22 protein-coding genes are annotated in these 25,780 nt (G+C 63.9%); 14 read left to right on the top strand and 8 right to left on the bottom strand.

What is annotated here, in order from left to right; genetic code table 11:
- Positions 1 to 127: 127 nt before the first annotated feature.
- Together P0D96_RS14585 and P0D96_RS14580 are read right to left on the bottom strand one after the other, a co-directional pair.
- Positions 128 to 1,420 (bottom strand): MFS transporter, encoded by a 1,293-nt coding sequence (locus P0D96_RS14585; protein WP_408314031.1) that lies wholly within the window; start codon positions 1,418 to 1,420, stop codon positions 128 to 130.
- A gap of 29 nt (positions 1,421 to 1,449) precedes the next feature.
- Positions 1,450 to 2,286, bottom strand: coding sequence for an NAD-dependent epimerase/dehydratase family protein (locus P0D96_RS14580; protein ID WP_408286055.1), 837 nt, complete (start codon positions 2,284 to 2,286; stop codon positions 1,450 to 1,452).
- A gap of 393 nt (positions 2,287 to 2,679) precedes the next feature.
- Between P0D96_RS14580 and P0D96_RS14575 the strand changes: the two genes are divergently transcribed.
- Positions 2,680 to 3,222: a DUF2867 domain-containing protein gene (locus P0D96_RS14575; protein WP_132382830.1), complete on the top strand. Its 543-nt coding sequence runs from the start codon at positions 2,680 to 2,682 to the stop codon at positions 3,220 to 3,222.
- Between the two features lie 124 nt (positions 3,223 to 3,346).
- Here the strand turns inward: P0D96_RS14575 and P0D96_RS14570 are convergent, their stop codons facing one another.
- The gene (locus P0D96_RS14570) at positions 3,347 to 4,168 is read right to left on the bottom strand and encodes an alpha/beta fold hydrolase (protein WP_408314029.1); all 822 of its coding nucleotides are present in this window, start codon (positions 4,166 to 4,168) and stop codon (positions 3,347 to 3,349) included.
- Between the two features lie 376 nt (positions 4,169 to 4,544).
- Between P0D96_RS14570 and P0D96_RS14565 the strand changes: the two genes are divergently transcribed.
- From P0D96_RS14565 to P0D96_RS14545, 5 genes are all read left to right on the top strand, one after another.
- A complete protein-coding gene (locus P0D96_RS14565; RefSeq protein ID WP_408314027.1) occupies positions 4,545 to 4,739 on the top strand; it encodes a hypothetical protein in 195 nt (64 codons plus the stop codon).
- A 188-nt stretch (positions 4,740 to 4,927) separates the two neighbouring features.
- Entirely contained in the window at positions 4,928 to 6,340 is a 1,413-nt protein-coding gene (locus P0D96_RS14560; protein WP_408314025.1) for a cytochrome ubiquinol oxidase subunit I, read from the top strand.
- 41 nt (positions 6,341 to 6,381) lie between these two features.
- Positions 6,382 to 7,386 carry a cytochrome d ubiquinol oxidase subunit II gene (cydB, locus tag P0D96_RS14555; RefSeq protein WP_408178435.1) on the top strand — a complete coding sequence of 335 codons (1,005 nt, stop codon included), beginning with the start codon at positions 6,382 to 6,384 and terminating at the stop codon, positions 7,384 to 7,386.
- Positions 7,361 to 7,552, top strand: coding sequence for a hypothetical protein (locus P0D96_RS14550; RefSeq protein WP_408286065.1), 192 nt, complete (start codon positions 7,361 to 7,363; stop codon positions 7,550 to 7,552). Before cydB ends, P0D96_RS14550 begins: the two co-directional genes overlap by 26 nt.
- A 330-nt stretch (positions 7,553 to 7,882) precedes the next feature.
- Positions 7,883 to 8,659: a response regulator transcription factor gene (locus tag P0D96_RS14545; RefSeq protein WP_132382818.1), complete on the top strand. Its 777-nt coding sequence runs from the start codon at positions 7,883 to 7,885 to the stop codon at positions 8,657 to 8,659.
- Between the two features lie 43 nt (positions 8,660 to 8,702).
- Here the strand turns inward: P0D96_RS14545 and P0D96_RS14540 are convergent, their stop codons facing one another.
- On the bottom strand, positions 8,703 to 10,655 hold the full coding sequence (locus tag P0D96_RS14540; protein ID WP_408178438.1) for an ATP-binding response regulator: 1,953 nt from the start codon (positions 10,653 to 10,655) through the stop codon (positions 8,703 to 8,705).
- A gap of 470 nt (positions 10,656 to 11,125) precedes the next feature.
- On the opposite strand from P0D96_RS14540, the gene P0D96_RS14535 reads away from it, so the two are divergent.
- From P0D96_RS14535 to P0D96_RS14525, 3 genes are all read left to right on the top strand, one after another.
- Positions 11,126 to 11,917: a hypothetical protein gene (locus P0D96_RS14535; RefSeq protein WP_408314022.1), complete on the top strand. Its 792-nt coding sequence runs from the start codon at positions 11,126 to 11,128 to the stop codon at positions 11,915 to 11,917.
- Positions 11,918 to 12,121: 204 nt separating this feature from the next.
- Positions 12,122 to 15,580, top strand: a complete 3,459-nt coding sequence (locus P0D96_RS14530; RefSeq protein ID WP_408314020.1) for an alpha/beta fold hydrolase — start codon at positions 12,122 to 12,124, stop codon at positions 15,578 to 15,580.
- Positions 15,581 to 15,753: 173 nt separating this feature from the next.
- Positions 15,754 to 16,536: a substrate-binding domain-containing protein gene (locus P0D96_RS14525; RefSeq protein ID WP_132382811.1), complete on the top strand. Its 783-nt coding sequence runs from the start codon at positions 15,754 to 15,756 to the stop codon at positions 16,534 to 16,536.
- 22 nt (positions 16,537 to 16,558) lie between these two features.
- On the opposite strand, the gene P0D96_RS14520 is transcribed toward P0D96_RS14525, so the two are convergent.
- Both P0D96_RS14520 and P0D96_RS14515 read right to left on the bottom strand, forming a co-directional pair.
- A complete protein-coding gene (locus P0D96_RS14520) occupies positions 16,559 to 17,971 on the bottom strand; it encodes an FAD-binding oxidoreductase (protein WP_408314018.1) in 1,413 nt (470 codons plus the stop codon).
- Positions 17,968 to 18,957 carry an isopenicillin N synthase family dioxygenase gene (locus P0D96_RS14515; protein WP_408314016.1) on the bottom strand — a complete coding sequence of 330 codons (990 nt, stop codon included), beginning with the start codon at positions 18,955 to 18,957 and terminating at the stop codon, positions 17,968 to 17,970. Before P0D96_RS14515 ends, P0D96_RS14520 begins: the two co-directional genes overlap by 4 nt.
- 288 nt (positions 18,958 to 19,245) lie before the next feature.
- On the opposite strand from P0D96_RS14515, the gene P0D96_RS14510 reads away from it, so the two are divergent.
- The 5 genes from P0D96_RS14510 (at position 19,246) to hutC (P0D96_RS14490) (ending at position 23,242) form a co-directional block, all read left to right on the top strand.
- Positions 19,246 to 20,073, top strand: coding sequence for a transporter substrate-binding domain-containing protein (locus P0D96_RS14510; protein ID WP_408314014.1), 828 nt, complete (start codon positions 19,246 to 19,248; stop codon positions 20,071 to 20,073).
- A gap of 89 nt (positions 20,074 to 20,162) precedes the next feature.
- A complete protein-coding gene (locus tag P0D96_RS14505; protein WP_106280544.1) occupies positions 20,163 to 20,813 on the top strand; it encodes an amino acid ABC transporter permease in 651 nt (216 codons plus the stop codon).
- 21 nt (positions 20,814 to 20,834) lie between these two features.
- Complete coding sequence (locus tag P0D96_RS14500) at positions 20,835 to 21,497, top strand: amino acid ABC transporter permease (protein WP_132382801.1); 663 nt, start codon at positions 20,835 to 20,837, stop codon at positions 21,495 to 21,497.
- A gap of 19 nt (positions 21,498 to 21,516) precedes the next feature.
- Positions 21,517 to 22,386, top strand: a complete 870-nt coding sequence (locus P0D96_RS14495; protein ID WP_408178444.1) for an amino acid ABC transporter ATP-binding protein — start codon at positions 21,517 to 21,519, stop codon at positions 22,384 to 22,386.
- Positions 22,387 to 22,438: 52 nt separating this feature from the next.
- Positions 22,439 to 23,242: a histidine utilization transcriptional repressor HutC gene (gene hutC / locus P0D96_RS14490; protein ID WP_408314012.1), complete on the top strand. Its 804-nt coding sequence runs from the start codon at positions 22,439 to 22,441 to the stop codon at positions 23,240 to 23,242.
- 24 nt (positions 23,243 to 23,266) lie between these two features.
- Here hutC (P0D96_RS14490) and hutC (P0D96_RS14485) read toward each other — a convergent pair whose 3' ends face one another.
- Positions 23,267 to 24,028, bottom strand: a complete 762-nt coding sequence (gene hutC / locus P0D96_RS14485; protein ID WP_132382795.1) for a histidine utilization transcriptional repressor HutC — start codon at positions 24,026 to 24,028, stop codon at positions 23,267 to 23,269.
- A 92-nt stretch (positions 24,029 to 24,120) separates the two neighbouring features.
- Positions 24,121 to 25,770, bottom strand: a complete 1,650-nt coding sequence (locus tag P0D96_RS14480; RefSeq protein ID WP_408178447.1) for an HAL/PAL/TAL family ammonia-lyase — start codon at positions 25,768 to 25,770, stop codon at positions 24,121 to 24,123.
- Positions 25,771 to 25,780 lie beyond the last annotated feature (10 nt).

Below are 25,780 nucleotides of genomic sequence, written 5' to 3'. Positions count from 1 at the left end.
TTCGTTCAGCCGTGGAGATTCAAGAAACGCAGGGAACAAAGCAAAAATGGCGGCGCCCGAAAGCGCCGCCATTTTCATTTCCGGCTCGACTGATCAGCGTCCGGAATTCATCGCGACCTGGCCTGACTCACTTGACCACCGCGCTCGCCGGTGTCCAGCGCGGCTCGGGCGTCTTGTCGGCGCTCTTCGCCAGCAGACACACCACGGCGGCCGCGATGATGTCGAACACCGCCAGCACCACGAACAACGGGCTGTAGCCGATCTGCGTGACCAGCACGCCGAACAGCGCCGTGAACGCAGCCGCGCCCAGGTAGCCTGCCATACCGCCCATGCCGGTCGCGGTAGCGACTTCGTTCTTGCCGAACATATCGGACGTAATCGCGTACAGCGCACCCGACAAGGTCTGATGCGCAAAACCGCCGACGCACAGCAGCGCCACCGCCACATAAGGACTCGCCACCAAGCCGACACAGGCCGGTCCGATCATGAACAGCGCGCCGACCACGAACACCATCTTGCGCGACGTGAAGAGCGACACCTTCGCGTACTTGTGAAACAGCGGACTGAGATAGCCGCCCAGCACGCAGCCGATGTCGGCGGCCAGAAACGGCATCCATGCATACAGCGCGACTTCCTTCAGGTTCATGTGACGCTCGGTCATCATGTACAGCGGAATCCACGCGTTGAAGGTCTGCCAGGCCGGCTCGGAGAGCATGCGCGGAATGCCGATCGCCCAGAAATCGCGGCTGCCGAGCATGGCGCGCCAGCTGCGCTTGGCGGCGCCGGCGTCGCTGTGCTTCGCTTCCTGGCCGCTGAGAATGTAGTCGCGTTCAGCGTCGCTCAACAGCTTCTGGTTGCGCGGGTGCTTGTAGAGCACCATCCACAGCACGCTCCAGATAATCCCAGCCACGCCGACGATCACGAAGGCCAACTGCCACTCGCCGCGCAACAACGCCCACACCACCAGCGGCGGCGCCAGCAACGCGCCGATCGACGAGCCGATGTTGAACCAGCCGATCGCCACCGAACGCTCCTTGGCGGGGAACCACTCGCTCGTCGCCTTGACGCCGGCCGGAATGCCGGCCGCCTCGGCAATGCCGAGCAGGCCGCGGAAAAACGCGAGGCTGCGCCAGCCCGTCGACCACGCCGCCGCCGCGCAAGCCAGCGACCATGCCAGCGCGAACGCCGCAAAGCCGATCTTGGTGCCGACAGTGTCGAGCAGGTAGCCGGCGACCGGCTGCATGAATGCATAGCAAAGCTGCCACGCCACGACCACGTGCGAATACTGCTCCGTGGTGATGTGGAGGTCCTTCATCAACGTCGGCGCCGCGACTGACAGCGTATTGCGCGCGAGGTAATTGATAATGAGCCCGGCCGCGACCAGACTGACCATCCACCAGCGGATGCCCTTGATTTTCATTGCTGCGTCTCCTCGTAATCCTGAACGGCTCAAACAGGCCGCGTAGTGGAAGCGGCCGAGCCGTCCGGAGCGGCGTCATCGCGCGAATAATCGATACCCACAAAGCTGCCGCCCTGGAAGCGCTGGCCGAGCGCGTCGAGTGGATTCGGCCGCGCGAGGATTTCCTCGGCGTAGACCTCGGCATCCTGCGTCGGCTGATAGCCCAGACGTTCGGCGCCGCTGTTGTCCCACCAGCTGCGTGTGTTGGCCGACACGCCCCAGATGGTCAGGAAGCCCACGTTCTCCGCTTCGACACAGCGGTCGAGGAAATGCAGCAGATCGCGATGACCGAACCAGGTGCTCAGGTGCCGGGGCTCGGTCGGCCGCTCGAGGCAGCTGCCGATGCGCACGCAAACGCTCTCGATGCCATGCTTGTCCCAGTACATTCTGGCGAGCGCTTCGCCCCACACCTTGCTCAGGCCGTAGAAGCCGTCCGGGCGCAGTTCGCAGTCGAGGCTGAGATGCTCGGTGACCGGATACATGCCGATCGCGTGATTGGAGCTGGCGAACACGATGCGCTTCACGCCTTGCCGGCGTGCGCCTTCGTACACTTCGACCAGCCCGCGAAGGTTGTTTTCGATGATCTCGGGCAGCGGACGCTCCACGCTCGTACCCGCGAAATGGATCAGGACGTCCACGCCTTCCAGCAGACGATCCACGATCGCGGGGTCGCGCAGATCGCCGTGCATCACGTCCTCGCCTTCCACGAGCGGCACGAGGGCCTTCGAGCCCGCGGCCGAACGCAACGGCGTGCCGCGTGCGATCAACGCAGCGCGTACCACCGAGCCAAGCTGGCCACCGGCTCCGCTCAGAGCAATCTTCTTCATAAGGTTCCTTTCCTGCGCCGCGCGCGATCGAACTTGGGTACAGCCGTCGCTTCTGTCATGCCGGCAGTGTCTGCCGATTCAGCGATAGTTGTACGATAACGTACTATCGACGATGCCAGACCGGATTTCAATTAGGCACTTACCCTTATCTCAATGAGCTGCCCGCCAGATTTCTCTTAATAAACAAGCGAATAGGCGGACACTATTTATGTGACATCGTATAACTAGAAACGCGTTTTTGCTCCAGAGTCCGGGATGGGAAGGACCTCGTCGGCCGGCTCCGCGCAGACGCACACAAGCGCGTAGACTTGATGCGCTCACGCGCAAGCCGGACTGCCGCCATGGCCCGGCGCAGCGCCCCTCTTCGATTGATTTTTAGCGCCGCACGCCACCATGCTCACTGTCCACTGTTCCGTGCAGTCCGTTGCCCTTCCGGCTGAATCGAGCGTCGCGCGTTTGTACGACGCGCCGGACCTGGCCGACGCGTACGCCGTCCGCCTGCCCGAGAACGCCATCGACGATCCGGAGTTGCTGGCGCGCTTCGTGTTCGCGCATCAGGCGGGATGGGTCGCGAGGTTGATGGGCTTGCGCGATGCGATCGTCGCCCGTTTCGGCCTGAAGACCGCGGCGCAGTTACGCAGCATCAAGGATCCCGCCGCCGCAAGGGAGCGCCTCGACATCTTCAGGATCTACACGCGTAGCGCGCACGAGATCATCCTCGGCGAAAACGACCGTCATCTCGACTTCCGGGTTTCAGTGCTGCAGCAAACTCGCGGCACGCAGGAAGGACGCTCGCGCTATCTGATCCTGTCCACCGTCGTGCATTGCCACAATCGACTCGGCCGTTTCTATATTCTCGCGATCGCGCCGTTCCACCGGATGGTGGTGCGCTCGTCATTGCGGCGAGCGGCGCGCATCGGCTGGCCGACCGCCTGAGCGGTTCGACACGCGGGCGCGTGAACGATCACGGCCCGCGGTTCGGGTTCAAGTGCAACTGGGCGTGCTTGCTTGCCCGCAGCCCACCGCACTCGCGACATCGACGCATCAACACGTCACCGCATTACGACCCGATGAACTCCAGCAGATCGCCGTTCACCTTCGCGGCCTCGACGGTGCACATGCCGTGCTGGCCGCCCGGATAGACCTTGAGCGTGGCGTTCTTCACGATCTTCGCGGTCAGACGGCCGGCCGCATCGATCGGCACGATCTGGTCGTCGTCGCCGTGCAGCACCAGCGTCGGCACGTCGATCTTCTTCAGGTCTTCCGTGTAGTCGACTTCGGAGAACTGCTTGATGCAGTCGTACAGTCCCTTGATCGAGCCGGCCATGCCCTGGACCCAGAACGAATCGATCACGCCTTGCGACACCTTCGCGCCCGGACGGTTGTAGCCGTAAAACGGCAGCGCCAGATCCTTGAAGAACTGCGAGCGGTCGTCTTCCACGCCTTTGCGGATGCCGTCGAACACGTCGAGCGGCGTGCCGTTCGGATTGCTCTCCGTCTTCAGCATCAATGGTGGCACCGCGCCGATCAGCACGGCCTTCGCGACGCGTTGCGTGCCATGCCGGCCGATGTAATGCGCAACTTCCCCGCCGCCCGTCGAATGGCCGACGAGCGTGGCGTCCTTCAGATCGAGTTGCTCGATCAGCGCGGCGAGATCGTCGGCGTAGGTGTCCATGTCATTGCCGTCCCACGTCTGCTCCGACCGGCCATGCCCGCGCCGGTCATGGGCGATCACGCGAAAGCCTTTGTTGCCGAGGAACATCATCTGCGCGTCCCAGGCGTCCGCGCTCAACGGCCAACCGTGCGAGAAGACGACCGGGCGACCCTTGCCCCAGTCCTTATAGAAAATGGTCGTACCGTCTTTCGTCTTGATCGTGCTCATCTGCTGACTCCTGTTAGTTGAAGTCTGCCGTCGCCGGCAGGTGGATGAAGCGTGTTCTCTTGAACCATTCGCGCGGCACGCGACACGACGCCCATTCGAGGCACGGCATGCCTCGCACCACACGTTGATGACGGACTAGCGATGCGCCCAGGCGATTCAGCCGGTGCGTCGGCGATGACTATTCGAAGCGAATAACGGGAAAAAATACTGGACTGGCTATACGGCGTGCATGCGTGAGTAGCATGCGCTCATTTGAAAAATGCTGCCGTTTGGCTGCCTGCATGGTATGGGCAATCGAGCCCGTTGGCTAGCCGCCGGGCGCATGGAAAGTCCGTTCCGACGGAGTGATTGTCGGTTGATGACAAGCCGATCCCAATTGCCGAACATCGCCTTGTGGATCGAATCTGCGGGCGGCGGCCTTAACTTGCTCCAGACCGATGCCGAGCCCGGCTCAAAGGCGTTCGAATCCGCCCGCGCGACAATGCTGCAGCGCGGTCGATTGCCGCAGTCGCGCCATCGGCGCACCGAAACCGTGCCGGGCGCGCCCACCAAGCCGATCAGGAAAACTTGATATCCATCAACGACTTGCCGTCTCAAAATAAAAAAACGCCGCAAAACAACGCGGTTTTTTGACGCACGTCGCGTCGCAGCAAAGAATTTCCTCATCCCCTACTCTTGCGCCATCTGCCCAGCGCAGTGCGCACCGACAACGGTCGACGCGCGTAGTCCGCCCTCGCGGCCATCACGCACTTCACGCTCATGAACTCCGCTCTCTCGGCCTTCGATCTCGCCCGCATCCAGTTTGCGTTCACCGTCTCGTTCCACATCGTTTTTCCGGCGCTCAGCATCGGCCTCGCCAGCTTCATCGCCGTGCTCGAATGGCGCTGGCTGAAAACCCGCAAGGCGTACTACAAAGACCTTTGCCTGTTCTGGTCGAAGATCTTCGCAGTGGCCTTCGGCATGGGCGTGGTTTCCGGCGTGGTGATGAGCTATCAGTTCGGCACCAACTGGTCGGGCTTCTCCAGTTTCGCCGGCCCCGTCACCGGCCCCCTGTTGATGTACGAAGTGATGACCGCGTTCTTCCTCGAAGCGGGCTTCCTCGGCATCATGCTGTTCGGCTGGCAGCGCGTCAGTCCGCGCGCGCACTTCGGCGCCACGCTGATGGTGGCGATCGGCACGCTGATTTCGACCTTCTGGATTCTCGCTTCCAATAGCTGGATGCAAACGCCGCAAGGCTTCGAAGTCGTCAACGGCCGCGTCGTGCCGCTCGACTGGTTCAAGATCGTGTTCAATCCGTCGTTCCCATACCGGCTCGCGCATATGGCGCTCGCGGCGTTCATCGTCGCGGCGCTGGTGGTGTCGGCGGTGGGCGCGTGGCATCTGCTGCGCGGACGGCGCGATCCGGCAGTCAAGAAGATGTTCTCGATGGCGCTCTGGCTCCTCTTGATCCTCACGCCGGTCCAGGCGTTCGTCGGCGATCAGCATGGTTTGAACACGCGCGAATATCAGCCCGCCAAGATCGCGGCGATCGAGGGTCTGTGGGACACCGAAAAAGGCGGCACCGCGCTGAACCTGTTCGGCATTCCCGACATGCAGGCGGAAACCACGCGCTACGCCGTGTCGATTCCGCACCTGGGCAGCCTGATCCTCACGCATAGCTGGGACGGCGAAATTCGCGGTCTCAAGGAATTTCCGCCGCAAGACCGGCCGAACTCGACGGTGGTGTTCTGGAGCTTTCGCATCATGGCCGGCCTCGGCGTGCTGATGATCCTGATGTCGGTGGCCGCGTGGGTGCTGCGCCGCCGTGGACGCCTGTTCGAATCGAAGTGGTTCCAGCGCGTCGCCGTGGCGATGGGGCCGACGGGTTTCATCACGCTGCTGGCCGGCTGGGTCACGACTGAAGCGGGTCGTCAGCCGTGGGTCGTGTACGGCGTGATGCGCACTTCGCAGGCCGTGTCGCCGCTCAGCACGCAGCAGGTCGGCATCTCGCTGATGACCTTCGTGGTCGTGTACTTCCTCGTGTTCGGCACCGGCGTCTACTACATGCTCAAGCTGATGCGCGCGGGTCCGGCGCTGCCGGGACACACGCCGCACGAAGCGCCGGAGCGCTTGCCGAACCAGACCGCACGCCGCCCGCTTTCCGCCGCCGATCACATGATCGACGCGGCCTGAACCTGCCCTTCTTCACCAGCTACTTGCGATAGAGAAAGAACATGGACGTAACCGTAGTGTGGGCCGCGATCATCGCGCTGGGCCTTTTCATGTATGTGGTGCTGGACGGCTTCGACCTGGGCATCGGCATCGTTTTCCCGTTCTTCCCCGATGAGAAGGAACGCGACCTGATGATGAACACCGTCGCGCCGGTGTGGGACGGCAACGAAACCTGGCTGGTGCTCGGCGGCGCAGGGCTCTTCGCAGTGTTCCCCGCGGTCTACTCGACCGTACTGTCCGCGCTGTATCTGCCGCTGATCTTCATGCTCGTGTGTCTGATCTTTCGCGGCGTGTCGTTCGAGATTCGCGCCAAGGCCAATCGCACGAAGCATCTGTGGGACCTCGCGTTCATCGGCGGTTCGGCGGGCGCGACGTTCTTTCAGGGCATCGCGCTGGGTGCATTCCTGCAAGGCATCCCCGTGATCGACGGCGCGTATGCCGGCGACGCCTTCGGCTGGCTCACGCCGTTCAGCCTGCTCACGGGCCTCGGACTCGTGGTCACTTATGCGCTGCTCGGCTGCTGCTGGCTGGTGGCGAAGACCGAAGGCGATCTGCAACGCCGCCTGCATCGCGTAGTCTGGCCGCTGACGATCGTGCTGCTCGGCTTCGTCGCGATGGTCAGCCTGTGGACGCCGCTGCAGGATCCGAATATCGCACAACGCTGGTTCCACGACGGCCTGTTCTACCGTCTGCTGCCGGTGCCCTTCCTCGTGGCGGTCGCGGCGTTCTTCATGCATCGCGCGGTGCGTGAGCGGCATCACAACACGCCGTTCGCGCTCGCGCTGCTGCTGGTGCTGCTCGGCTACGCGGGCTTGCTGGTGAGCTTGTGGCCGTATGCGATTCCGTCGAGCATGACGCTCTGGGAAGCGGCCGCGCCGCGCTCGAGCCAGATGTTCACGCTGGCCGGCGCAGCGGTGATTCTGCCGATCATCATCGCCTACACGACGATGGGTTATTGGGTATTTCGCGGCAAGGTGCGTCATGGCGACCAACATCACTATCACTAAGCAGACCAACCCGGACGCAACGCTCGGCGCATCGAGCGCGCCGGCGCGCAAAGTGCCGGGCTGGCTCTGGTTCATCGCGCTGTGGTGCTTCGGCGTGGGCTCGGCGATGTCGCTCGGATTCGCATTCAAGCTTCTGATGAATGCGACGTTATTTGCAGTCAAATAGAGACTGCTTCAGCGCGCTTCGATCCGGCGCGCATAACCTTCGGAATCCTGCGGGGACGCCTTTAAAAAAGGACCGTTCGGCTCGTCTACCAAGCAAGCCGTAAACTATGCGCGAGAGACCTGCCTTGGACATCATGCGGTGCATCGGAGCAGACGGCGATTTAACAAATAAACGATCACACAAGCGGTTCGCCGGAAGGTGCGCCGCGCCACCGATCAGGCATATGATCGCGGGGTGGGCGGCAATGATGCGATTCACGAGGCTAGAAGTAAAACGAGACCCTATAACGGCGGTAGCCCACATCGGGCAGGCCCGACTCGCGGAGACATCATGAAGTTTCTTGTAGCCGACGACCATGAACTGATTCGTCAAGGCGTCAAAGGCATGCTGCGCGGCCTCGATCCCGACGCCCAGTTCGACGAAGCCGACAACTGGGAGACGCTTGCCCTGCTCGCGCGTCCCGACGCCGATCACGATCTTGCCATCGTCGATCTGCATATGCCGGGCATGAGCGGCGCTTCGTCGCTCGAAGTGCTGTTGAAGGCGAACCCCGCGCTGCCGCTTGTCGTCCTCTCCGCCGAAGAATCGCCCGACGAAATGCGCGCGGTGCTGGCCGCCGGCGCGCTCGGCTTCGTGCCGAAGCGCCAGCCCGCCAGCGTCATGCTCAAAGCGATCGAACTGGTGCTTTCCGGCGGCGCTTATGTGCCAATGGAAGCGCTCAGCCTGCTGGGTTCGCGCGATGCGCAGGCCGCGCCCGTGCCCGCCCGTGCCGAAGCGCTCGCTGATCCGTCGCAGCAACATGCGGCTCCGGTCGGCGCGCACGCGCCAAGCCAGGGCGGCGCCACGCTCACGGAACCGCTCACGCAGATCCAGGCATTGCAGCCGCACCAGCAGCATCTGCTGGAGAATCTGTCGCCGCGTCAGCAAGACATCATGCGGCTCGTGCATCGTGGCTGGACCAACAAGATGATTGCGCGCGACCTGGGCGTTGCCGAAGGCACGGTGAAGGTGCATCTGTCGGTGATCTTCCGGGCGCTCGGCGTGCATAACCGGTCGACGGCGATCGCCGTAATCAACGGCTGGCTAGAAGCCGGGAAAACCCTGTAGCACGCGATCGATGACAGGCGGCGTTCACGCCGCCCGTTCGCCTCTACTTTTGCGGTGCGCTCTGCGACTGGGTGCTTTGGGTCTGGCTTTGGGTCTGGCTCTGCACTCCGATTCTCGCTTCGCCTTGCGGCACGATCTCAGCAACCCGCGTCACCCCACTGACCGGCCGGCCGCCCGCTTCATGTCCCGTTTGGTCCACGCGCAATTCCAGCGCGGCGCCCGCCCGCCCCTTGTCCTGCTCGGCCTGCTGCCACAGCATCTCCAGCGTGCGCCGCAAGCGCGCCGGCGTGACCGGTTTATGGAGCACCGGAATCCCCTGCAAGGCGAGCGCCGCCAGTTCCGCCGACGCCATGTCGCCCGTGATCAGCAGCGTCACCACGTTGTCGTGCCCCGCGCGCGCGAGCACATTGCGCACGGCGGTGAGCGCCTGCGCGCCGGTGCGGTGATTCGCCAACTGGTAGTCGCATAGCACGGCATCGGGCACGAAGCCGCCTTCGAGCGCGGCGAGCGCATCGACTTCGTCGCGCGCGCCGAGCACGCTGCAACCCCAACGGCCCAGCAGACTGACGAGGCCTTCGAGAATCGACGGATCGTCGTCGATGCACAGCACGCGCCGCCCTTGCGCCGACGGACCGCCGGCCACCGCTTCGTTCAGGCTCGCGACGATGCCGCCGGGATCGCCCGCCTGCACCGGAAAGCGGAACACCGACCCGCGGCCCGGCGCCGAGCGCAGTTGCAACTCGCCGCCGAGCATGCTGACCAGCCGCTTCACCGTCGGCAAGCCGAGGCCGTGACCCTGGCGCGCGTCGCGTTGCGGATTGGCGACCTGATAGAACTCCTCGAAGATGCGCGCGTGTTCCTCCACGGGAATGCCGATGCCCGAGTCGCGCACTTCGATAAAGCCGCCCGTTTGCCGCCCGGCGCGGCGCAGGCCCAGCCAGATCGCGCCGTCTTCGGTATAACGCACGGCGTTCGACAGCAGATTGCTCAGCACGCGTTCGAGCAGCACCGGATCGTCGTGCACGACCATCGTGGTCGGCGCGATGCGTAGCGCCAGCCCTTTGGCGGCCGCCTGCGGACGATACTGGCTGCCGACCCGCTCGAACAGTTCGGACAGCCGGAAATGCAGCCGGATCACCTGGGTCACGCCGCTTTCGAGCCGCGCCAGATCGAGCACCTGGTTGAACAACTGGTTCAACGCCTCGACGTTGTAGACGATGTGCTCGGCGGTCTTCGCGTGCTGCACGGGCGTCGCCGCCGTGTCGTTGAGCGAGGCCGCGAGCAGGCCGATTGCATGCAGCGGCTGGCGCAAGTCGTGACTGGCAGCCGCGAAAAAGCGCGTCTTGGCGAGGCTCGCCTCTTCGGCCACCCGTTTCTGCGCGGCCAGCGACTCCGCAAGATACTGCTGATCGACGCGCGCCTGCACGACCTGCTGGAACAGCTTGCGATAACTCAACGCGTAGACGTTGATCGCGCAAAAGAAAAACGCGAGGACGATGGCAAGAATCGTGCGGTCGAACGTATGCGTGCCGAAATGCATGACGATCGACGGAAACAGCAGAAACGGAATCGAGGTCGAGAAATTCAGCAGGTCGAAGCCATTCGACATGAACACGCCGGCGGCCAGCGTGACGAGCATGACCGTGTGCAGCAGCGGCAAGTCGGACTGCGGGCTCTGGAACGCGAACCACACGGCGATGCCCGGCCCGCTGTAAAGCAGCATGCCGCGCACCGCGTGCAGAATGATCCAGCCACGCGGCGAGACGAGTTTCGGGTAACGGCGGTTGCAGACCCAGAGCGCGAGGCCCGCGCAGTTGGCCGCGGCATAGAAACCGAAGCACGCGATGAACAGCGGCGGCGACGGGATTTTCGGCCAGTAAATCGCCACCAGCACCGCGATCGAAAACCAGTGCGAAAAGAATGCAATCGGATCCTGCGCGTACAACACGCGCACCAGGTCTTCGTCGATGGCACGCTGGATCGGGTCGGCCCGCATCGCGCGGTCTCCTTTTGTCGATCGGAGTTAGCGCCTGAGCTGTCGATCGGGGTTCGCGCGTTAGCGCGTTACTCCGATCCCATGCAGAGCACTTACTCCGGTCCCATGCACCGCGCATTGCACGGCAAATTCGGTTATGTGGATCGGAAGCGCGGCGACGCAAGCGGCGTGTACCGCATCGGACACTTCGGATACGGCGTGGCTCTACGTCTGCGATGCAACTGCGTAGCCGCAGTGCGATGCAATGGTCCAATGCATCCCGTTTCTCTTCAGACGAATAAGATGCACTTTGTCGGATGGTTTACCCGGCAGTTTACCCATCAGCTACCACTTAATCCATATAGGCGAAGCCGCCGTTGGAAACCATACTGGCTTCACATTCCAGCGCGGCCTCACCGCTTCAACATCCACATCCCGCCTGCAGTTCAGGCTCACCGCGCTCCCTGGCCTTTCCCCTTATGGAGGTTTTCATGGGCGCAGTTCCGAGCCACGAGTTCGTCCGCAATCTCGACGATGCGATCCTGCCGGATTTGTGGCGCCGGCGTACCCGGTTGTCCGGCGACGAAATGGTGTCGATGATCGAACTGGTCAAGCGGGCCTTGCGGACCTATCACCCGCTCGAGCTGCAGGCGCTCGGCGAGGACAAGGAAGAACTGGTCGCCCAGTTCATCTACGCGAAAGTGCTGCGCCTCGCGCCCGGCCATACGGAAACCCATGCCTGCGCCGACAGCGCGCCGTCCAACGGCTACGCATTGTGCGCGTATTTCCGCCGCTACCTGATCGACTGCCTGCGCAGCGCCGGCCATCAGCGCAACGTATCCATGGAAAACGACGGCATGGCGCAGGAAATCGATCTGCACGCGCAAGCGCTGGAAGATCCGGTGGAAAGCGTGCTGCTGCAATATGGCCTCGACGAACAGCGCGTACGGTACTCGGCGCGCGCCTTTATCGAAAGCCTCGACGAACCGGAGCGGATCGTGCTGGCCGGCAGCCTCGGCTGGTGCTCGGAAGGTAAAGGCGGTCTGTCGGCAGTCGCAGCGCAGCATCGTGTGCCCTCGTATCACTATCGCGCCGTCAAGCTCGGCGTCACCATGAAGAAGACGGCCGGCGCCGAAGATTTTTCCAATACCAAGATCGGCCGCTGGCTCACGGACGTGCTCGGCATCGAGATCGACGTCGACAATCGCCCGGCGATTCTGCTCGCGCTGAACCTGCTCGCCGCCGAATCGAGCGACAGCGAAATGAATGAAGCGGCCGCGTAATAGCACGTGGCTGGGCCAGCGCCGGCCGCTCGCGCCGCCTCACGACGCCGCGCACGCGGCACAGCAGGCCCGCGCGCCACATACGATGCGCCTTTTTTTGTGCGCGCGCACCGCCTAGGATAAAAAAGCCGTCGCCGCACGCCGTCTTGCTTCCGAAGTCCCGGTTGTCTCTCCCCGCATTCCATTCCAGACGAGGTGGTCGTGATGAACCGCTTATCGAGCGTCGTAACTGCAATCCAATCGCACTACGACGTGGTTGTGGTGGGTTCCGGCTACGGCGGCGCGATTGCCGCGTCCCGCATGGCGCGCGCCGGGCGCCGGGTGTGCGTGCTCGAACGCGGGCGCGAATTCATGGCCGGGGAATTTCCCCGCACGCCGTTTCAGGGCACCGAGGAGGTGCAATACAACACGGCGCTGGCACATATCGGCTCACCGCTGGCATTGCTCGAAGTGCATGTGAACGACGATGTGAACGCGGTAGTCGGCTGCGGTCTCGGCGGCACCTCGCTGATCAACGCAAACGTCGCGCTCGAAGCCGACCCGCGCCTGTGGGACGACCCACGCTGGCCGGCCGCGTTGCGCGCCGACAAGGCGGGCCGCGACAAAGGCTATGCGCTCGCCCGTGAGATGCTGCAACCGTCGCCGGTGCCCGACAGCTATCCGACACTGCCGAAACTGCAGGCGCTCGAACTGTCGGCGCAGGCGCTCGGTATGAAAGCCGAGTTCTCGCGCCCGGACATCACCGTCACCTTCAAGGACCGCACGAATGCCGCAGGCGTCGAGCAGAAGGCTTGCGTCGGCTGCGGCGACTGCAATTCCGGCTGCAATTACGACGCGAAGAATTCGACGCACATGAACTATCTGCCCGACGCCGTCGCGCACGGCGCGCAGATTTTCACGGGTACCGCCGTCCATTCGGTGCTGCGCGACGCGGCCACCGGGAAATGGATCGTGGGTTACCAGTTGGTGAGCCTCGGGCGCGAAAGCTTTGGCGCGCCCGATCTGTTCGTGAGCGCCGATATCGTCATCGTGTCGGCCGGCACGATCGGCTCGACCGCGTTGCTGTTGCGCTCGCGCAAGCAGGGGCTGAGCGTCTCCGGCATGCTCGGCAAGCACTTCACCGGCAATGGCGACGTGCTCGCCTTCGCCTACAACACCGAGCCGGTGATCAACGGCGTCGGCTGGGGCGCGCACGAGAAGGGCGAGATTCCTCCGGTCGGGCCGACCATTACCGGCCTCATCGACCATCGCGGCACCCCCAACGTCAGAGACGGCTATGTGATCGAAGAAGGCTCGCTCGCCGGCCCGGTGGGCGCGGCGCTAGTCGGCCTGCTCGGCGCCGCCGCGCCGCTCGAAGGCGTGGATGTCGCGCCGCGCTCCGTCGCGGAACAGCTCGCTTACGACGCCCGCGTGGCCACCAGCTTTCTGCGCGGCCCCTATCACGGCGCACTCCATCACACGCAAAGCTACCTCGTCATGGCGCATGACGACGAAAACGGCGAGATCGACGTGGACGACAAAGGCCAGCCGCGCATCGTGTGGGAGAACGCCGGCAAGCAGCCGATCTTCCTGGCGGTCGAAGAAGTGCTCAAGCAGGCGACCGTGCCGCTCGGCGGCAAATACATGCGCAATCCCATTTCCACCGATATTCTCGGCAACCGCACCGTCACCGTGCATCCGCTCGGCGGCTGCGGCATGGGCGAGGACGCCGGGCACGGCGTGGTCGACCACATGGGCCGCGTGTTCAGCGGCGCCACGGGCAACGCGGTGCACGACGGCCTGTATGTGATGGACGGCGCCGTCATGCCGATGTCGCTCGGCGTCAATCCGCTCCTGACGATTTCCGCGCTGGCCGAACGCAATTGCGAACTGCTGCTGGCCACGCATCCGCTGAACGCCGCGCCGGCCGAGGGCGCGCCCGCCACGCCGAGCTTGCCGCCCGCGCCGACGCCGCAGGCCGCGTCGTCGTCCCTGACGCCGTCCTCGCCGCAGAAGATCGGCCTGCACTTCACCGAAACGATGGTCGGCACCTACACGCCGAACGTGGCAGGCGAAGCGGCTACGAGCCCGATGGAGTTCACGCTGACCGTCGAATCGGAAGATCTCGCCGACATGCTCAGCAATCCGCAGCATCTGGCGCAAACGGCCGGTACGCTGACCTGCCCCGCGCTCTCCGCGCAGCCCATGACGATCTCCGACGGCACCTTCAATCTGTTCGTGGTCAACGAGTCGGACGTCGACGAGCGCAACATGAACTACCGCATGACGCTCAATGCCACTGAAGGCAAGACGTACTTCCTGAGCGGCAAGAAGATCATCACGCGCACTTCGCCGATCAATCTGTGGGAGCAGACCAACACACTCTACGCGGAGGTTCGCGAGTCGGCGCAAGCCGGTGCGCCGCTGCTCGGCAAGGCGACGCTAATCATCACGCCCGAGAATTTCCTCAAGCAGCAACGCACGCTCGAAGTCACCCACGCACCCGATCTCAAGACCCGTCTCGAATGGACCCTGAAATTCGGCAAGTTTTTCGCGGGCGTGCTGTTCACCGAATACGGCGGCGTGGCCGCGCCCTTGCAGTATTTCGACCCGAAAGCGGAGCCGCGTCTGAAGCGCGCGTTGCGTGCGCCGGCGCCGCAAATCGTTTTCTTCGACACGCCCGATGGCACGAAGCTCAGGCTCACGCGCTATCACGACCCCGCGCGCAAAGCGGCGCGTCCGGTGCTGCTGATTCACGGCTCGGGCGTATCGAGCCGCATCTACTCCACCGACCTGATCGCGACCAACATGGTCGAGTATCTTTTCGCCGCCGGCTACGACGTGTGGCTCGTGGATCTGCGCGTCAGCATCGAAATGCCGAGCGTGTTCGTGCCGACCAACGTCGACAAGGTGGCGCGCGAGGACATTCCGTCGGCGGTCGCCAAGATCCGCGAATTGACCGGCGTGCCGGAGCTTCAGGTGCTCGGCCACTGCATGGGTGGCGTGGCGCTGAGCATGTCGCTGCTGTACGGAATCGAAGGCGTGCGCTCGGTGGTCATCTCGCAGGTGTCGGCGCATCCGGTGCCCGGCACGCTGGAGAAGATCAAGGCCGGCCTGCATATTCCCGACATCATGCAACATCTCGGCGTACTCGACGTGACCGCCTATACGGAACACAAGTCATGGCCGCAGAACCTGCTCGATGAAGCGCTCAAGTTCTACCCGCTCAATCACAAAGAGGGTTGCGGCAATCCGATCTGCCACCGCGCGACCTTCCTGTACGGCCTGCTCTACGAACACGAGCAGTTGAACCAGACGCTGCATGCGAATCTGCAGGAAATACTCGGCGTGCACGACGTCGGCGTATTCAAGCATCTGGCCGCGATGGTGAGAGCACACAAGGTGGTCGATGCCGAAGGCAAGGACGTCTATCTCACCGGCACCGATGGCATGAAAGGACTGGAAGGCATGCGCCTGCCGATCGGGTTCATCCACGGCGATAAAAACGAAACCTATCTGCCGGTCAGCACGCAGCTCACCTATGACATGCTGGTCAAGCATTTCCCCGAGCAGCCTTACGAGCGGACCATTATTCCCGGCTATGGACACATCGACTGCATCTTCGGGAAGAATGCCGCGGTGGATGTCTATCCGGTGATCGTGAAGTATCTGGACGCGCATTGAGGTAGCGCGCAGGCGGTATCTGAAAGGCGCGCGCGAGCCAAGCGCGCCTTCCTTACGTCTCGCTCACACGCCGGGTTTCAACAGCATCCGGCGGGTTCTCGTTTGGCTGCCGTTCATGTATGGTCTATACCCTGCAACGCTATCGTGCACCTTAGACCTTCATGCTTACGCCAATGAAAACATTCCTTCTGTCCGTATTGACTGCCGGCTTGCTGGGCAACGCGGTTGCCGCCTCGCAGGTGCAGGCGGCGGAGCTTCATGTCATGAGTTCGGGCGGCTTCACCGCCGCCTATAAACTGCTCGGTCCCAAGTTCTCGGCGTCGACGGGCAATACGCTCGACACGATACTCGGGCCGTCGATGGGCCAATCGCCGGAAGCCATTCCGAACCGCCTCGAACACGGCGAACACGCGGACGTGGTCATCATGGTCGGCTACGCGCTCGACGATCTGATCAAGCAAGGCAAAGTGATGCCCGGCTCGCGCGTCGAACTGGCGGACTCGCGCATCGGCATGGCCGTGCGCGACGGTGCGCCGAAGCCGGACATCGGTTCGGTCGATGCGCTGAAAGAGACCTTGCTGCATGCGAAATCCATCGCTTACTCGGACAGCGCCAGCGGCGTCTATATCGAGCGCGAGCTTTTCAAGCGGCTCGGCATCGAAGATCAGGTGAAGGCCAAGGCGAAGATGGTGCCGAAGATTCCGGTCGCGTCGGTCGTTGCCAACGGTGATTACGAAGTGGGATTCCAGCAGGTCAGCGAATTGCTGCCAGTCGCGGGCGCCAGCTTCGTCGGGAAGATTCCGGAGTCGGTGCAATCGGTCACGCGCTACGCCGCGGGGATTCCGGTCGGTGCACAGCATCCGAAAGAAGCGAAAGCGCTGCTCGACTACCTCGCCTCTCCCGACGCTCAAGCTGCTGTCAGATCGACCGGGCTGGATTCCGTCGCCACGCATTGAAGCTGGTGGCGGCGTAGCGCGGTCAAAACAGCTTGCCTGGATTCAGAATGCCGTGCGGGTCGAGCGCATGTTTGATCGCCGCCATTGCCGCCAGCTCCGCCGGCGAGCGCGAGATCGGCAAGAACTCGCGCTTGAGCAAACCAATGCCGTGTTCCGCCGACACCGAACCATGTAACGGCCCGAGCATGTCGTAGACGAACGCGTACACCGCGTGATGATCGACGCCGGGGATCGAATGGCCGTCCACCGTGACATGCAGATTCGAGTCGCCGATATGCCCGAAGAAATACGACGCGTTGCCCGGCCAGCGCTGGTCGAGCGCTGCGCGACAGCGCTCCACGAAGACGCCGATCTCGCCGATCGGCAGGCTCACGTCGAAATTGATCGCGTCGAGCCGCACCGGAAACTCCGCGGTGCATTCGCGAATCGCCCATAGCGCGCGCACGTCGGCCACCGACTGCGCGATCACCGCGTCGCGGATCGCGCCCGCGTCGAGCGCTTCGGTCAGCGCGGTGGAGAAACGCTCGCCGTCGTCGGCCGAATCGAAGCTGGCGTGTTCGATCAGCGCATAGAGCGGATGCGCGTTGTCGAATGGCGAGCGCGTGCCGGTCAGCTTCACGCCGAAGTCGTAGAAGTCCGGCCACATGATTTCAAATGCGCCGATATCGTTGCCGAAGCGCGTCGACAAACGGCGCAGCAGATTCACGGCGGCGTCGTAGCCGTCGAGCGCGACTAGCGCCGTATGGCGCGCGGCACGCTGCGGATGCAGTCGCAATACCGCGCGCGTGATCACGCCGAGCGTGCCCTCCGAGCCGATGAACCAGTGCTTCAGGTCATAGCCGGTATTGTTCTTGACCATCTTGCCGAGCGACGTGAGCACGTCGCCATTGGCCAGCACGACCTCGAGACCGAGCACCTGGTCGCGCGCGGTGCCCGACTGAATCACCCGGTTGCCGCCCGCGTTGGTCGCGAGATTGCCGCCGATCTGGCAGGAACCGCGCGCGCCCAGATCGAGCGCGAGTTCGAAGCCGGCTTCAGCGGCGGCTTCCTGCGCGGCTTGCAACGTGGTGCCGGCGCGCACGGTCAGCGTGGCCGACGCGGCATCCACTTCTTCGACACCGTCCAGCCGTTCAAGCGACAACGCAATATCCGTGGCGCGCGCAATCGCGCCGCCCGCGAGGCCGGTCATGCCGCCCTGCGGCACCACCGGCTGATGAGCCGCATGGCAAATGGCGAGCGCCCGCGACACCTGCTCCGTGGTGCGCGGCAGCAGTAAGGCGGCGGGTCGCGTCGGTTCGTGACGCGTCCAGTCGGTCATGGCGCGTTCGCCGATCTGCTCGCCCACGCGTACGCTGTCTTCACCGAGCGCGGCGCGCAGCGCGTCGAGTGTCGCGGCAAGCGGCGCTGCCTGATTCGCCGTTCTGTTGTCTGTCATGCAGTGGTTCCTTGCGCGCCTTCAACGGCGTGTTTCTTCCGATAGCCCATCGAGTCGTTGATACGCCCGAGAATATAGTCGCCCGCGGCGACCGGCTGATACTTGAGATCGGCGTTACTGGTGCCGAGATCGCGCGGATCGACCAGCGCGCCGTACGTCGGATCATAAAACGTCGCGATCGAATAACGCTCGCGTCCCGATGTGTTGATCACACGGTGCAAGGTGGAGCGGAAGCGGTCATTGGTCCAGCGCGCCAGCAGATCGCCGACGTTGACCACGAAGCTGCCGTCGACCGGCGGTGCGTCCACCCACGTATCGTTGGCGATTTCGCGCACCTGCAGGCCGCCCACCTGATCCTGCCACAGCAGCGTGATGCAGCCGTAGTCGGTATGCGGCGCGACGCCGAACTGATCTTCGTCCGATTGGGGCGGCTGCGGCGGATAGTAGACCATCTGCGTGCGCTGCATCCGTTTCGTATAACGCGGCGCGAAGAATTGCTCATCGACGCCGAGGCTCACCGCCACCGCGCGCAGCAGATCGGCGCCGCATGCGGCGACCGCCTCGTAGTAGCCATACAGCGCAGGACGCAACTCCGGCATGAAGTCCGGCCAATTGTTCGGTCCGCGCAACGCCTGGCCGGCCAGCACGTCGGGGTCGTCCTCCGGCAACTCGAGGCCGATGCTGAAAAACTCCTTGTAGTCGGGACGCTTGGCCTGGTACATGGTCGCGTCGCCAAGCGCGTTGAAGCCGCGGTGCCGCTGATTGACCGCCGCGCGCCGCTTGGTCTCCACCGGAAACGCGAAGAAGTTGCGGGCGGCCTGCGCGGCGGCATCGATCGACGCCTGCGGCACGCCGTGATTGATGATGTAGAAGAAGCCGATCGTCGTGCACGCTTCACGGATTTCCCGCGCCACGCGCGGCAAAGCCTCCGGGTCGCCCGCGCGTACGCCGGCGAGATCGATGATCGGAATACGGGTCACGGGCATCGCGCTGCTCCTGAAAGTCCGGCTGAATCGGCAGATGAAAGGTGGCGCCTGAATCGTCTGCGGGAAGACGCGTTCCCGCCTCATGCATTGCAGTTGTATATACCGCCAAAAGCGTACCCGCAAGTTGCTTTGCAGCGCTTCGTATAAGGGCTTTTCTCTACTCGCGCGTTTATTTATTTCGCGCGAAAACTGCGGTATATACTGCCTCGCATGACTCGCGCCGAATCCGAAAGGACTCGTTTCGTGCACCATTTTCGCGCGACACCGCTTTGCCAACCGGAGAATCCCATGAGCATCCTTGCAGGCTGGAAGTGTCGTTTGGTCATGCTGGCGTTGTGCGCGGCAAGCGTCACCGCCCACGCGGAAGACCAGCTCGCCAAAGTGAAGAAAGCCGGCGAACTGGTGGTCGGCACCGAGATGCAGTTCGCGCCCTTCGACTTCCTCGAAAACGGTCAGCAAGCGGGTTTCAACAAGGATCTGTTCGCCGAGGTCGGCAAGGAAATGGGCGTGAAGGTGCGCTTTCTCGACTTGCCGTGGCCAAGCGTGCTGCCGGGTCTGGAAGCCGGCAAGTTCGACATGGTCGGCGGCCCGCTCACCGTCACCAAGGCGCGCATGGAGCGCTACACGTACACGCTGCCGATCGCGGACGCCACCGACGCGCTGCTCAAACGCGCGAACGATACGTCAGTCAAGCAATCGTCGGATATCGCGGGCAAGACGGTCGGCGCGGGCAAAGGCTCGGCGCAGCTCGACCAGTTGAAGGCCTATGTCGCCACGTTGCCGAAGCCGCCTGAAATCCGCGAATACGTCGACAACAATCAGGCTTACGCCGATCTCGCCGCCGGTCGCATCGCGGCGGTCGCGAACTCCATGACCAACATCGCGTACGTGGCCAAGCAGCGCCCGGAGACGTTCGCCGTGGTGCAGCCGCCGTTCGGCGCAAAGGTGTACTTCGCTTACTGCCTGCGTAAAGACGCGGACAGCAAACCGCTCGCCGATGCCTTCAACGCCGCGCTCGTGAAAATGCATAGCGACGGACGCCTCGCCGCGTTGCAGAAGAAATGGTTCGGTGTCGCAATGGACGCGCCGACGACCATGCCCGCGCCGAACTATTGATCGACTGATGTTGCACGTGTCTTGATGCACGCGATGCGGCCTTTGCCACGAGCCGCATCGCCCTCCCCGTTCCAGCGAGTGCGACGCTTATGTTCAGCACGACCGTCTTTCTCCAGGGTTTGCCGCTGCTGCTGCATGCGGCGCTCGCCACCATCGGCATTTCGCTGACGGGTCTCCTGATCGGTTTCTTCGTCGCGATCGGCGTGTGCGCGGCGCGGCTCTCGCCGAACCGCGCGGCGCGCATGTTCGGCGGCGCTTATGTGTTCTTCTTTCGCGGCGTGCCGATGCTGGTGCAGTTGCTGCTCGTGTATTACCTGTTGCCGTTCGCGGGCATCAACGTGTCGCCGATCGTGGCGGCGCTCAGCGCGGTGTCGTTGTGCTCCGCGTCGTATATCGCCGAAATATTGCGCGGCGGTTTTCTCAGCGTTCCGCCGGGCCATCTCGAAGCCGCGCGCATGCTCGGGCTGTCGCCGTTCGACATGCTGCGCCGCATTCTCGTGCCGCAAGCGTTTCGTTTGACGCTGCCCTCGCTCGTCAATGAAATGGTGCTTCTGATCAAGGCTTCGTCGCTGATCTCGGTGGTGGGCGTGGCCGAGTTGACACGCACTGCGCAGAACATTGCGGCCAGCACCTATCGGCCGCTCGAAGCGTACGTCGCGGCCGGGCTGATCTACTTCGTGATCTGCGGTGCGCTCGCGCTCGTCGCGCACGCCGCAGAATATCGCTTGCAGCACGCCTGAGTTCGACATCGACACCACGCCATGCAAAAGCTCGATCCCACCGTCATCACGCACAACCTGCAGCCGATCGCCGCGGGCCTCGCCACGACGCTCGGCACCTGGGCCGCGGGCGTCGCAATCGGCATCCTGATCGGCTTTCTGATTGCCGTGCTGCAACTCTTTTGCGGACGCTGGGTGCGCGGCATATTGCGCTTCTATATCGAACTGTTTCGCGGCACGCCGTTTCTCGTGCAACTCTTTTTGCTGTATTACGGCGGCCCGTCCTTCGGGCTCACGCTCGAACCGATGACCGCCGGTGTGCTCGGTCTGGGCCTTTACGGCAGCGCGTATTTCGCCGAAGCCTTTCGCTCCGGCTTTCAATCCGTGCCGCCGGGTCATCTGGAAGCGGCGTCGTGTCTTGGCCTCACGCGCTGGCAGGCGGTCGTGCGGATTCAGGTGCCGCAAATGCTCGTGCTGATCGTACCCGCGCTGACCAATCTGATTATCGTGCTGAGCAAGGAGACGGCCGTGCTGTCCATCGTCACCGTACCCGAACTCACGTTCGTGCTGACCGGCATCGGCTCGGCCACCTTTGCTTTCGTCGAAACGCTGCTGGTACTGTGTGTGTGCTATCTCGCGCTGGTCGAACTGACTTCGCGCGCGGGCATGTGGGCCGAGGCCCGCATCGCGCGCTTCATGGCATGAACGGAAACGGGAGCCTCTTATGAACGCCATCGCCGACATGCCCTCGTCCGCATCCACTGCTACCGTCGGACCATCGTCCGGCGAGCCGCTGATCGAAGTGCGCGATTTGCGCAAACGCTTCGGTGAAGTCGAAGTGCTGCGCGGTGTCGATCTCGAGATCGCGCGCTCGGAAGTGGTGTGCATCATCGGGCCGTCGGGCTCGGGCAAAAGCACGCTGCTGCGCTGCCTCGCCGCGCTCGAAACCTACGATCAGGGCGACGTGCGCATCGAAGGCGAACTACTCGGCTATAGCGAGCGCAACGGCAAACGCGTGCGCGCGTCGCAAAGCGAAATCAACCGCGTGCGGCGCAACGTCGGCATGGTGTTTCAGCAGTTCAATCTGTGGCCGCATATGACGGCGCTCGGCAACGTGATGGAATCGTTGCTCCGTGTACGGCATCTATCACGCGATGAAGCGCGCCGCCGCGCCAACGCGATGCTCGAAACGGTCGGCCTCGCACACAAGGGCGACGCGTATCCGGCCAAGCTTTCGGGCGGCCAGCAACAACGTGTGGCGATTGCGCGCGCGCTCGCCATGGAGCCGCACATCATGCTGTTCGACGAGCCGACCTCGGCGCTCGATCCGGAACTGGTCGGCGAAGTGCTGCAAGTGATGAAGCAACTCGCGCGCGACGGCATGACGATGGCGGTGGTCACGCATGAAATGGGCTTTGCCGCGCAGGTCGCGGACAAAGTCATGTTCATCGATCAAGGCCGGATCGCCGTGCAAGGCAAACCGCGCGATGTCTTTCACGATGCAGGGCAGCCGCGCTTGCGGCAGTTCCTGCAAAACTACTTCGACCGCAACGCGTTCTGGACGCGCGGCCCCGACGAAGCGCAACCGCTATGAACACGCGCCGGTTTCTGCCTGCTTCACGCGGACGCTGACGCAAGGGCCGCCGATGTCCTCCACCGTTCGCAGCCGCACCCACGACAAGCCGCTTCCCGCGTCGGCCATGAAAGCCGCACGCGCCGCGGCCGACGCGCCGGCCGCGCGCTACGAACAGGTCAAGAGCCATATCCGTCACATCATCGAATCGGGCGAGCGCCGCGCGGGCGACCGTCTGCCGTCGGAACTCGATCTGGTGGCGACGCTCGGCGTGTCGCGCATGACCGTCAACCGCGCGCTGCGTGAACTCGCCGAAGAAGGACTGGTAACGCGAGTCTCAGGTGTCGGCACCTTCGTCGCGCAAAGCAAGCCGCAATCGACGCTGCTGATGATCGCCCATATCGGCGACGAGATCCGCTCGCGGGGCCATGAATACCGCTGCGACACGGTCCTGTCGCAACGCGAAACGGCGTCCGTGATGGTATCGAACGCGTTAGGGCTCGCGCCGGGTGCTTCGGTATTTCATGTGATCTGCGTGCATCGCGAGAACGGCTTGCCGGTGCAACTCGAGGATAGGTTTGTGAATCCGGCCGTCGCGCCAGATTTTCTGCTGCAGGATTTTTCGGCGCTGAGGCCGTCGGAATATCTGTTCGACATCGTGCCGGCGCACGACGTCGAGCACGTGGTCGACGCCGGCCTGCCCACGCGCGCCGAAGCCGAACTGCTCGAAATCCGTGCGGAGGAACCGTGCCTCACGCTGATGCGCCGCACGTGGACGAGCGGCGTGGCGGTCACGTTCGCGCGTTTCGTGCACCCTGGGTCGCGTTATCGGCTAGGCTGCCGCTTCTCGCCGGATCTGTCGCAACGCCAGGGTTGAGAACGCGGCACGCGTCGTACTACGTTAGACGTTGCCTGCGAGATGAAAACGCGACGCCGGGTGCCACAGCTGCACCGACGTCGCCACGTCGTCGCCTACCCACGTGCGGCGCCATAGTTGCAGGCACGGCTCGCCGATATCCATCAACAGATGCCGGCGCACATAGGCGTCGGGCTTCTGCGCATAGATGCGAAACTCGGCGCGCTGAATCGGCGCGAGCCGCACCATGTAGTGATTCGGCGTCTCGATCGTGAAGTCCTGCTCCAGATAATCGGGGAACACCTTCGGATTGACGTAGCGGTCCTCGTACTGGATCGGCTCGCCCTCCTCGCTGTGCACGATGCACGAATGAAACGCCGGTCCGCTGGCGAGACCGAGCGCTTCGAGCGCCTGCGGGTCGTCGCTCGGTTCGAGCGTCAGCACACGCGCCGAATGGCGGTGACCGCGCGCGGCGATTTCGTCGGCAATGTTGCGGATTTCCAGCACGGTCGATTCGTAGCGCTGTGGCGCGACGAATGTGCCGGAGCCTTGCACGCGCGTGAGCACGCGTTCGGTGGTCAATTCGCGCAGCGCGCGCGACACCGTCATGCGCGCTACGCCGAATTCCTTCACCAGTTCCGTTTCGGACGGGATCAACCCGCCGGGCTTCCAGTCCCCTTCGCTGATGCGCCTGATCACGTAGCGTTTGATCTGCTCGTAGGCAGGCATGGCTTTCGCGGGTGTCTCCTGGCCGCGATCAGGGCGGTCCTGCGTCTCCGCGATTCGCGCGTTTGTAGTTGTGTTCACTCCGACCTCGTGGGTGGTACGCGGGTTGTACTTGGTTGGTACACCTTGGCCGGCTCGCCGGCGGGTAAGCCCGCTCACCGGCATCGTCCGAGTCATGCCATGTGCGCGGCGGCCTGCCCGTCGTTGACGGCGATGCTCGCGGCCGCGCGGACGTGGCCCGCGGCCGCCAGATTCGTAAGCGTTGCTGGCGCCATCATCTCCGCGCCGTCGACGGACCTGACCGGCCGAGGGCCAATGTTACCAGGGTTCGGCAACGGCGGCGGCGCTTCGTCGGCAATCATGCGAAAGGCGACGCTCATGTCGTCCGCGAGCGGACGGTCGTCGCGATAGGTCGGCACGGCGCGGCGCACGCGCTGCCACAGCGCTCCGGTGTGCGGTGCGCGCGGCGCGTCGATACTTTGCAGGTCGTAGGCTTGCGCTGCCGCCAGCAGTTCGATCGCGACGATGCGCCCGGCGTTGTCGATGATTTCCAGCGCCTTCAGCGCGGCGGGCGTGGCATGACACAGGTGATCTTCCTGCAAGGCCGAAGTGATGCCGCCGTCGAGACTCGCGGGCAGCGCGAGCCGCCGGTTCTGCGCGACCAGCGACGCCGCCGTGTACTGCGCGATCATGAAACCGGAACAGGTACCGCCCGGCTCGGCGAGAAACGCCGGCAGGCCGCTCACCAGCGGATTGACGAGACGGTCGAGGCGCCGCTCGGCCATCGCGGCGACTTGTGCGATCGCGGTGGCGAGGCTGTCCATTGCCAGCGCGATCGAGGCGCCCACCGCGTGCGCCTGCGAATACACGCGTGGCTCTTCCGGCGTGCCGGCGACGATCGGGTTATCGGTAATCGAGGCGAGCTCGCGATTGACCACGTCGGCGGTCGCGGCGAGCACGTCGCGCGCCGCGCCGTGCACGTGCGGAATGGTCCGCATGCTCAGCGGGTCTTGCGTACGCTGACCGACCACCGCCGCGAGAATGCCGCTGTCGGCCAACGCGGCGCGCATCCGCCCGCCGACCAGGTTCAGCCCCGGCGAGATGCGCAAGGCCAGCGAGTCTTCGTCGAAAGCCGCGAGCTGGCCGCGCAGATTCTCGAAGCTCATCGAGGCGACCATATCAGTCCAGTCGAGCAGGCGTTCGGCGCGCGCGAGCGCCAACGCGGCGAGGCCCGTGACGCACGGCGTGCCGTTGACGAGACTCAGCCCTTCCTTGGCTTCGAGCACGAGCGGCTCGAGCCCGAGGCGTTGCAGCGCGTCGCGTCCTTTAAGCCGCTCGCCGTGAAAGCGCACGTAGCCCTCGCCGATGCAGACGAGCGCAATATGCGCCATGTGGCTCAGATAACCGACCGAGCCGAACGCCGGCACTTCCGGCAGGCAATCCGCGTTGAGCAGCGCCACCAGTTGGTCCGCGACTTCGAGGCGAATACCCGAGTGGCCGTGCGCGAAGTTATTGACGGCCGCGGCCATGATCGCGCGCGTTTCGGCGACACCGAGCGGCGCGCCGACGCCGACCGCGTGGCTCATCAGAATGTTGCGCGACAACGTGCGCTGTTCGGAGGGCGAGACGATCACGTCGCACAGCGCGCCTACGCCGGTATTCACGCCATACGCGCGAATACCGCGCTCGACGATCTGTTCGACAAGCACACGCGCCGCCGCGATGCGCGCGCGGGTGCCGGCGGAAAGTTCGAGCGGCTCGCCGGCGGCAACCGCTGCCACCTGAGCCCAGTCGAGAGGACGATCGGAACGGATCACGGCCATGTCAGTGCTC

Source organism: Paraburkholderia sp. RL17-347-BIC-D (assembly GCF_046027915.1).
GTDB lineage: Bacteria > Pseudomonadota > Gammaproteobacteria > Burkholderiales > Burkholderiaceae > Paraburkholderia.
The sequence above is the reverse complement of the archived record's forward strand: the minus strand, read 5'-3'. Positions and strand labels throughout refer to the sequence as shown.

Coding starts and splice junctions, on each gene's coding strand:
- cydB (WP_408178435.1), top strand. CDS start 6,382: ATGGACGTAACCGTAGTGTGGGCCGCGATCATCGCGCTGGGCCTTTTC.
- P0D96_RS14570 (WP_408314029.1), bottom strand. CDS start 4,168: ATGAGCACGATCAAGACGAAAGACGGTACGACCATTTTCTATAAGGAC.
- P0D96_RS14515 (WP_408314016.1), bottom strand. CDS start 18,957: ATGCCCGTGACCCGTATTCCGATCATCGATCTCGCCGGCGTACGCGCG.
- P0D96_RS14510 (WP_408314014.1), top strand. CDS start 19,246: ATGAGCATCCTTGCAGGCTGGAAGTGTCGTTTGGTCATGCTGGCGTTG.
- P0D96_RS14495 (WP_408178444.1), top strand. CDS start 21,517: ATGAACGCCATCGCCGACATGCCCTCGTCCGCATCCACTGCTACCGTC.
- P0D96_RS14580 (WP_408286055.1), bottom strand. CDS start 2,286: ATGAAGAAGATTGCTCTGAGCGGAGCCGGTGGCCAGCTTGGCTCGGTG.
- P0D96_RS14480 (WP_408178447.1), bottom strand. CDS start 25,770: ATGGCCGTGATCCGTTCCGATCGTCCTCTCGACTGGGCTCAGGTGGCA.
- P0D96_RS14560 (WP_408314025.1), top strand. CDS start 4,928: ATGAACTCCGCTCTCTCGGCCTTCGATCTCGCCCGCATCCAGTTTGCG.
- P0D96_RS14585 (WP_408314031.1), bottom strand. CDS start 1,420: ATGAAAATCAAGGGCATCCGCTGGTGGATGGTCAGTCTGGTCGCGGCC.
- P0D96_RS14530 (WP_408314020.1), top strand. CDS start 12,122: ATGAACCGCTTATCGAGCGTCGTAACTGCAATCCAATCGCACTACGAC.
- P0D96_RS14520 (WP_408314018.1), bottom strand. CDS start 17,971: ATGACAGACAACAGAACGGCGAATCAGGCAGCGCCGCTTGCCGCGACA.
- P0D96_RS14550 (WP_408286065.1), top strand. CDS start 7,361: ATGGCGACCAACATCACTATCACTAAGCAGACCAACCCGGACGCAACG.
- P0D96_RS14540 (WP_408178438.1), bottom strand. CDS start 10,655: ATGCGGGCCGACCCGATCCAGCGTGCCATCGACGAAGACCTGGTGCGC.
- P0D96_RS14535 (WP_408314022.1), top strand. CDS start 11,126: ATGGGCGCAGTTCCGAGCCACGAGTTCGTCCGCAATCTCGACGATGCG.
- P0D96_RS14575 (WP_132382830.1), top strand. CDS start 2,680: ATGCTCACTGTCCACTGTTCCGTGCAGTCCGTTGCCCTTCCGGCTGAA.
- P0D96_RS14545 (WP_132382818.1), top strand. CDS start 7,883: ATGAAGTTTCTTGTAGCCGACGACCATGAACTGATTCGTCAAGGCGTC.
- P0D96_RS14505 (WP_106280544.1), top strand. CDS start 20,163: ATGTTCAGCACGACCGTCTTTCTCCAGGGTTTGCCGCTGCTGCTGCAT.
- hutC (WP_408314012.1), top strand. CDS start 22,439: ATGTCCTCCACCGTTCGCAGCCGCACCCACGACAAGCCGCTTCCCGCG.
- P0D96_RS14525 (WP_132382811.1), top strand. CDS start 15,754: ATGAAAACATTCCTTCTGTCCGTATTGACTGCCGGCTTGCTGGGCAAC.
- P0D96_RS14500 (WP_132382801.1), top strand. CDS start 20,835: ATGCAAAAGCTCGATCCCACCGTCATCACGCACAACCTGCAGCCGATC.